Source organism: Streptomyces sp. NPDC056160, assembly GCF_042268205.1.
In the GTDB taxonomy this organism is placed as follows: domain Bacteria; phylum Actinomycetota; class Actinomycetes; order Streptomycetales; family Streptomycetaceae; genus Streptomyces.
The window spans coordinates 1-6937 of sequence record NZ_JBHJUW010000245.1 but is presented as its reverse complement, the minus strand read 5'-3'; the positions used below and the strand labels follow the sequence as shown (position 1 = coordinate 6937).

Genomic DNA, 6937 nt, shown 5'->3' with positions numbered 1-6937 from the left:
TCCGCCCCACTGCTACCGTAAAACATCCTGGCCCCACGCCGCCGCGGTGGGGGTGGCCCGGCGCCACCCCGGCGGCGCCGGGCCTCCGCCACCCCGCGCAGGGTCGAGGTCGGACGCCAGCTCCTGTCCGGACTCGCCGTCGCCCTGATCGTCGACCAGACCTTCGTGGGCCGCTCGCTCGGCCGGGCGCTGGTGTTCTCCCCGTGGGCCGTCTCCGGCGTGCTCACCTCCGCGATCTGGGTGCTGCTCTACAACTCCCAGACCGGCATCAGCCGCTACCTCCCACGTCGACCCGCGCGGCCGGGGCGACTTCACCACCGTCCAGGCGGCGGTGGACGCCACGACCGGCGCGGGCTGGACCCTGGTCCTGGCCCCCGGCACCTACCGGGAGACGGTCACCGTCCCCGCCGACCGCACGGAGCTGACCTGGCTCGGCGCCGGCGAGGACGCCCGCGGCGTGGTGATCGGGTACGACAACGCGGCCGGCACGCCGAAGCCCGACGGCTCGGGCGCCTACGGCACCTCCGGCTCGGCCACGACGACCGTCGGGGCCGACGGCTCCACCGCCCACAGGATCACCTTCGCCGACGACTGGCTGCGCGCCGACCACCCGGAGACCGCGGGCACCCAGGCGGTGGCGATCAAGGTCCAGGGCGACCGCTCGGCGTTCTTCGGATGCCGCTTCCTGGGCCACCAGGACACGCTGTACGCCGGCACCACGGCCCTGCCGGCCTTCGCCCGCCAGTACTACGCGCACTGTCACGTCGAGGGCGACGCGGACTTCGTCTTCGGTCGCGCGACGGCCGTGTTCGAGGGGTGCGAGTTCCGCACCCTGAACCGTACGGACCTCACGACCGCGCCCTACGGCTTCGTCCTCGCCCCCTCCACGGCGTCCGCCAACCCGCACGGCTACCTCGTCACGGGCAGCCGCGTCACCGGCGAGGCCCCTAACGCGTCCTGCGCACCGGCCCGCCCCTGGGTCCCCAGCTCGGACCCCTGGGCGCCCTGGCACCGCTCCTGACGGCGGGCCGGCCGGCGCGGACCCGCGTCCGTCGAGCCCCGGCCGCCCGTCCGCCGATCGGGCGCCGGTAGATATCGATCGGGCAACGAGGCTCGCGCCCGCGGGGGTGACGCGCGTAGAAACCTGTCATGAATAAGCCACTGCGTCTCGCGGCGATCGCCGCCACCTGCGCCCTCACCGGCGGCGTCCTCTACGGCGCCGGTGCCGCCACCGCCGGGCAGTCCACCGTCAACTCCACCCATGAGCCGTACAACATCGGGCAGCTCACCAAGGACATCGACACCTACTACGGCACGACGCCGGACGCCGACGGCGTCTACCAGGCGTCGGCGGACAGCCCGTACGCGAAGGACCTGGCGCGGATCGACGCCGCGGCCAGGCGGCAGATCGACAAGGCGGCGCGGGCGGCGCAGCACGGGCACCGGGGGAAGAAGCCGGCCGTCGTGTTCGACATCGACGACACGCTGCTGCTCAGCCTGGACTACGAGAAGAAGAACAACTACGGCTACAACGGCACCACCTGGGCCGCCTACGTCGACAAGGCCGACCGGCCGGAGGTCTTCGGCAGCCCCGAGCTGGTGCGCTACGCCGCGAAGAAGGGCGTCGCCGTCTTCTACAACTCCGGCCTGAGCGAGGCCCAGCGCTCCGCCGCCGTGCAGAACCTGAAGAAGGTCGGCGCCGACGTGAACCTCGACGCCGGCCACATGTTCCTCAAGGACGCGGCCAACCCGCCCGCGTACCTGAGCGGCTGCGCCGCGCCCGGCGCCTGGAAGTGCACCACCGTGCAGTTCAAGTCCGGCACCCGCAAGCACATCGAGAGCCTCGGGTACGACATCGTCGCCAACTTCGGCGACCAGTACTCCGACCTCGAGGGCGGGTACGCCGACCGGACCTACAAGCTGCCCAACCCGACCTACTTCGTCGGCTAGCAGGAGTCAGGGGGCGCCCGCCGCGGCGCCCCCGTGCGCATCCCGCCCGGCCGTCAGTCCCGCAGCGCCGCCGCCATCATGGCGCGGGCCACCGGCGCCGCCAGACCGTTGCCGCTGACCTCCGAGCGGGCCGCGTCCGACTGCTCCACGACCACCGAGACCGCCACCTGCCTGCCGGTGGCGTCCGACGTGCCGTAGGAGGTGAACCAGGCGTAGGGCACCTGGCTGTTGTTCTCGCCGTGCTGCGCCGTGCCCGTCTTGCCGCCCACCGTCACGCCGTCGATCCGCGCGTTCGTGCCGGTGCCCTGCTCGACCACCGTCCGCATCGCCGAGCGGAGCTGGGCGGCCGTGGTGGCGCTGACGATCCGCTTGCTGTCCGGGTCGTCGTAGTTCTGCAACACGTCGCCGTTGCCGTCCGTGGTGCGCGACACCATGTGCGGGGAGACGAGGGTGCCGCCGTGGGCTATGGCCGCCGACACCATGGCCATCTGCAGCGGGGTCGCGGTCACGTCGTACTGGCCGATGCCGGTCAGCGCGGTCTGGGACTTGTCCATCCCGGACGGGTACACGCTCGTGTAGGCCCGCACGGGCACGTCCTGCGACGTGTCGTCGAAACCGAACTTCTCCGCCATCGCCCGCACCTTGTCCTGGCCGAGGTCGACGGCCATCTTCGCGAAGACGTTGTTGCAGGAGTACTGCAGCGCGGTGCGGATCGTGGCGTTCTCGCAGGGCGCCGAGGGGTTCTCGTTGGCCAGGTCGCGGGTGGTGCCCGGCAGCCGGTAGGGGTCCGGGCTGTCGGTCTTCACGTCCACCGACGCGTACAGTCCGTCCTCCAGTGCCGCCGACGCGACGACCAGCTTGAACGTCGAGCCCGGCGGCAGCGGCTGGCGCAGTGCCCGGTTCGTCATCGGCTTGTCGGGGTCCTCGGTGAGCTTCTTCCAGGCGGCGCCGTCACCGGCGCTGAGCGCCGTCGGGTCGTACGACGGCGTGGAGACCACCGCGAGGATCTTCCCCGTGGCCGGGTCGATCGCCACGGCGGCGCCCTTCTTGTCGCCGAGCGCCTTGTAACCGGCCTTCTGCACGGCCGGGTCGATGGTGGTGATCACGTCCCCGGGCGTGGCCCGCTTGCCGGTGACGGTGTCCAGCGGCGACCTCAGCCGGCTGTCGGACCCGTCCAGCAGGTCCTGGTAGACGCCCTCCAACTGGGTCGCGCCGTAGACCTGCGAGCTGTAGCCGGTGACGGCCGAGTACAGCTCGCCGTCCTCGTAGGTCCGCTTGTACGCGAGGTCACCGCTCGTGGTCCGCGCGGAGCCGGTGACCGCGCTGCCGCCCACGATGATGTTCCCCAGCGGCTGGGCGTACGTCTCGATCGCCCGGCGCCGGTTGTCCTTGTCGTCCGCGAGGGCCTGGCCGTCGTAGAACTGCACCCATGTCGCTCTGGCCAGCAGGGCGATCACGAGCAGCAGCGTGAAGACGGCGGACCGCCTGATCGTCTTGTTCATCCCGTTCATCCCAGTCATCCCGGTGAGGACGACGAACGGAACGGACCGAATCGTTCCTGTTCCGCTGTTTTCTCATCGCATGTTCATGAACCCCGCCTCGTACGCGGCGATGGCCGCCTGGGTCCGGTCCCGGGCGCCGGTCCTGGCCGGCACGGCCGCCACGTGCGACTTCACCGTGGCGGGGCCGACCTCCATGCGCCGGGCGATCTCCGCGTCGGTCAGCCCGGCCGCCATCAGCCGCAGCACCTCGCCCTCCCGGCCGCCATCAGCCGCAGCACCTCGCCCTCCCGGCCGCCATCAGCCGCAGCACCTCGCCCTCCCGGCCGGTGAGCCGCGAGCGGCGGTCCGCCGCCCGACCCGCCTCCCACCTGCCGACGATCCACCTCCGCCGCACGGGGGAGGGCCGCCTCCTCCGTACGGACCCCGCCCCGCCCGGCCAGGCCGCCGCCGCGGGGGCCCGAACGCCCGGACTCCCGGACCCGGTTCACCCCCGCAGGGTCAGCACCACCTCGTCGATCTCCTCCCCGCGCGCCTGCGCGTACCCGCGGGCCGTCGTGGTCTGCTGGAAGCCGCACTTCTCCAGGACCCGGCGGGACCCCGTGTTGTCCGCCGCCGCGCGTGCGTACAGCGGTCGTTCGGGGACCACGGTCAGCAGGGCGCGCAGGGCCGCCGTCGCGATGCCCCGGCCCCAGTACGCGCGGTCCACCCAGTACGTGACCTCCCGCTCGCCGGGTTCGCCGTACACCGCCGCGCTGCCGACCACGTCCCCGTCCGCCAGGATCGTGCGCAGCACGACCTCGGAGGAGCGCAGTCTCAGCCAGTGGGCGTCGAAGGCGTCGCGGTCGGCCGGGTCCTTCGGCGTGAAGGCGGCCATCCGCAGCGACTCCGGGTCGTTCAGCTGCCGGAAGAACACCGGCAGGTCGCTGTCGTGGATTTCGCGGAGCGCGACGTGCATGGCTCAGAGCCTCCGGGTGGCGAGCGTCAGACGGTCACGGGCGTCGAAGAGGGCATCCTTCACCATCTGTTCGTGCGCGGGCGTCAGACGCGCCACCGGGATCGAGCAGCTGATCGCGTCCCGGGCCGGGGTGCGGTACGGGATCGCCACGCCGAAGCAGCGCAGACCCAGCGTGTTCTCCTCGCGGTCCACGGCGAAACCCTGCTCGCGGATCCGGTGCAGCTCCTCGATGAGCTTCTCGCGGTCGGTGATGGTGTGCTCGGTCAGCGCGGGCAGCGCCTCGGGGAGCATCTTGCGGACCTGCTCGTCGGTGTACGTGCTCAGCAGGGCCTTGCCCAGCGAGGTGGAGTGGGCGGGCAGGCGGCGCCCGACCCGGGTGAACGGGCGCAGGTAGTGCTGCGACTGCCGGGTGGCGAGGTAGACGACGTTGGTGCCGTCCAGGCGCGCGAGGTGGATCGTCTCGGTGGTGTCGTCGGAGAGCCGGTCCAGCGTGGGCCGGGCCGCCGCGACCACCTCGTCGCCGTCGATGTAGGAGGTGCCGACCAGCAGCGCGCGCACCCCGATGCCGTACCGCGTGCCGGTCGCGTCGGTCTCCACCCAGCCCAGTTCGACGAGGGTGCGCAGCAGCATGTACAGGCTGGACTTCGGGTAGCCGACGGCCTCCTGGACGGCGGCCAGGGAGTGCATTCCGGGCCGGCCGGCGAAGTACTCCAGCAATTCCACGGTCCGCACCGCGGACTTGACCTGTGCCCCGCCGCCTGTCTCGCCTGCCGACATCGCCCTTGACCCCTTCGTTCGACGAGAAATAGTCTCCTGGTGCATTCATCATCAGAGACAGCGTTCAGTATATCGAACGACTTCGGTGGATGACCTGCGTATGGTCCGCATACGGCCCACGTACCGCGGCAGGAACCGCGGGAACAGCACAAGAGCAGCAAGAGCGGCAAGACATGTGGAGGGAACCGCGGTGGCAGCAGCACCAGTCTGGAGTGTCGATCCCCGTACCGGGAAGCAGCGCGAACAGGTTGCGGTGGAGGCCACGGCCCAGGACGTGGACGCCGCCGTCCGCGCCGCGCACGACGCGCGCGGCGCGCTCGCCGACCGCGCCGTCCGCGCGGCCTTCCTGCGCACCGCCGCCGACCGCCTGGAGGCGGCCCGGGACCGGCTCGTGGAGACCGCCGACGCCGAGTCCGCGCTCGGCCCGGCCCGGCTCACCGGAGAACTCGCCCGCACCTGCTACCAGCTGCGGGCCTTCGCCGGCATCGTCGACGAGGGCGCCTTCCTCGACGTGATCATCGACCACCCCGACGACAGCGCGACCCCGCCCATCCCCGACCTGCGCCGCTACAAGGTGCCCCTCGGGGTGGTCGCCGTCTACTCCGCCTCCAACTTCCCCTTCGCCTTCTCCGTCGCCGGCGGTGACACCGCGAGCGCGCTCGGCGCGGGCTGCCCGGTCGTCGTCAAGGCCCACCCCGACCACCCGGCCCTGTCCGAGCAGGTCGCCGAGGTGCTGCGCGGCGCCGCCGCCGAGCACGGCATCCCCGCGGGCGTACTCGGCCTGGTCCACGGTTTCCGGTCCGGCACCGAGCTGATCGGGCACCCGCTGGTCGCCGCCGCGGGCTTCACCGGCTCCGTGCGCGGCGGCCGGGCCCTGTTCGACGCCGCCGCGGCACGCCCGGTGCCGATCCCCTTCCACGGCGAGCTGGGCTCCCTCAACCCCGTCCTCGTCACCGAGGCGGCGGCCGGCGAGCGGGCCGAGGCCATCGGGGCCGGTCTGGCCGGGTCGATGACCCTGGGCGTCGGGCAGTTCTGCGTCAAGCCCGGCCTGGTGCTCGTCCCGGCGGGCGCGGCCGGCGACCGCCTGGTGAAGTCCCTGACGGACGCCGTCGGCGGCACCGGCGAGGGCGTCCTGCTCGACCACCGCATGCGTGACAACTTCCTCGCCGGCGTGGCCGAACGCACCGCCCTGCCCGACGTGGAGTCGCCCCTGGCCCCCGGCGCGGGCGGCGAGCACACGGTGAGCGCCGGTTTCCTGACCGTCCCGGCCGGGAAGCTGACCGCGGACGGCGCCCACGACCTCCTCCTGGAGGAGTGCTTCGGACCCGTCACCGTGGTGGCCCGCTACACCGGCGAGAGCGAGGCCACGGCCGTCCTGTCCCGCCTGCCCGGCAACCTCACCGCCACGGTCCACCTCTCCGCCCGGGAGGCGGCCGGCGAGGGACGCGGAGCCGAACTCCTCGCCGAACTCACCCCGCTGGCCGGGCGCGTCCTCGTCGACGGCTGGCCCACCGGCGTCGCCGTGGCCCCGGCACAGCACCACGGCGGCCCCTACCCCGCGACCACCTCCACGTCCACCTCCGTGGGCGGCACCGCCGTCGAACGGTGGATGCGGCCGGTGGCGTACCAGAACGCCCCCGAGGCCCTGCTGCCGCCGGAACTGCGCGACGACAACCCGCTCGGCCTGCCGCGCCGCTACGACGGCCGCCTGGAACGCTGACGGCGGGGCGCGCCTCCCGGCGGCCCCGCGGCG

General features: G+C 72.8%; 5 protein-coding genes and 3 pseudogenes. 4 read left to right on the top strand and 4 right to left on the bottom strand.

Annotated elements, in window-relative coordinates:
- Nucleotides 1-102: 102 nt before the first annotated feature.
- From ACFC02_RS40880 to ACFC02_RS40870, 3 genes and pseudogenes are all read left to right on the top strand, one after another.
- A pseudogene (locus tag ACFC02_RS40880) lies at nt 103-282 on the top strand (sugar ABC transporter permease); the annotation flags it as partial.
- A pseudogene (locus tag ACFC02_RS40875) lies at nt 278-1003 on the top strand (pectinesterase family protein); the annotation flags it as partial. The pseudogenes ACFC02_RS40880 and ACFC02_RS40875, both read left to right, overlap by 5 nt.
- A gap of 146 nt (nt 1004-1149) precedes the next feature.
- Nucleotides 1150-1950: an HAD family acid phosphatase gene (locus ACFC02_RS40870; protein WP_376367826.1), complete on the top strand. Its 801-nt coding sequence runs from the start codon at nt 1150-1152 to the stop codon at nt 1948-1950.
- 53 nt (nt 1951-2003) lie between these two features.
- Here the strand turns inward: ACFC02_RS40870 and ACFC02_RS40865 are convergent, their stop codons facing one another.
- The 4 genes and pseudogenes from ACFC02_RS40865 to ACFC02_RS40850 all read right to left on the bottom strand — a co-directional run bounded on the left by ACFC02_RS40865 (nt 2004) and on the right by ACFC02_RS40850 (nt 5184).
- Entirely contained in the window at nt 2004-3452 is a 1449-nt protein-coding gene (locus ACFC02_RS40865) for a peptidoglycan D,D-transpeptidase FtsI family protein (protein ID WP_376367824.1), read from the bottom strand.
- A 72-nt stretch (nt 3453-3524) separates the two neighbouring features.
- Nucleotides 3525-3713: pseudogene (locus ACFC02_RS40860) on the bottom strand (response regulator transcription factor); the annotation flags it as partial.
- A 223-nt stretch (nt 3714-3936) separates the two neighbouring features.
- Nucleotides 3937-4407 carry a GNAT family N-acetyltransferase gene (locus ACFC02_RS40855; RefSeq protein ID WP_376367822.1) on the bottom strand — a complete coding sequence of 157 codons (471 nt, stop codon included), beginning with the start codon at nt 4405-4407 and terminating at the stop codon, nt 3937-3939.
- A 3-nt stretch (nt 4408-4410) separates the two neighbouring features.
- Complete coding sequence (locus tag ACFC02_RS40850) at nt 4411-5184, bottom strand: IclR family transcriptional regulator (protein ID WP_376367820.1); 774 nt, start codon at nt 5182-5184, stop codon at nt 4411-4413.
- Between the two features lie 190 nt (nt 5185-5374).
- Between ACFC02_RS40850 and ACFC02_RS40845 the strand changes: the two genes are divergently transcribed.
- Nucleotides 5375-6904: an aldehyde dehydrogenase (NADP(+)) gene (locus ACFC02_RS40845; protein ID WP_376367818.1), complete on the top strand. Its 1530-nt coding sequence runs from the start codon at nt 5375-5377 to the stop codon at nt 6902-6904.
- The last annotated feature ends 33 nt before the right edge of the window (nt 6905-6937 follow it).

Bases quoted from the DNA above. Each gene is read 5' to 3' on its own strand.
- ACFC02_RS40870 (WP_376367826.1), top strand. From the start codon at position 1,150: ATGAATAAGCCACTGCGTCTCGCGGCGATCGCCGCCACCTGCGCCCTC.
- ACFC02_RS40865 (WP_376367824.1), bottom strand. From the start codon at position 3,452: ATGAACAAGACGATCAGGCGGTCCGCCGTCTTCACGCTGCTGCTCGTG.
- ACFC02_RS40855 (WP_376367822.1), bottom strand. From the start codon at position 4,407: ATGCACGTCGCGCTCCGCGAAATCCACGACAGCGACCTGCCGGTGTTC.
- ACFC02_RS40850 (WP_376367820.1), bottom strand. From the start codon at position 5,184: ATGTCGGCAGGCGAGACAGGCGGCGGGGCACAGGTCAAGTCCGCGGTG.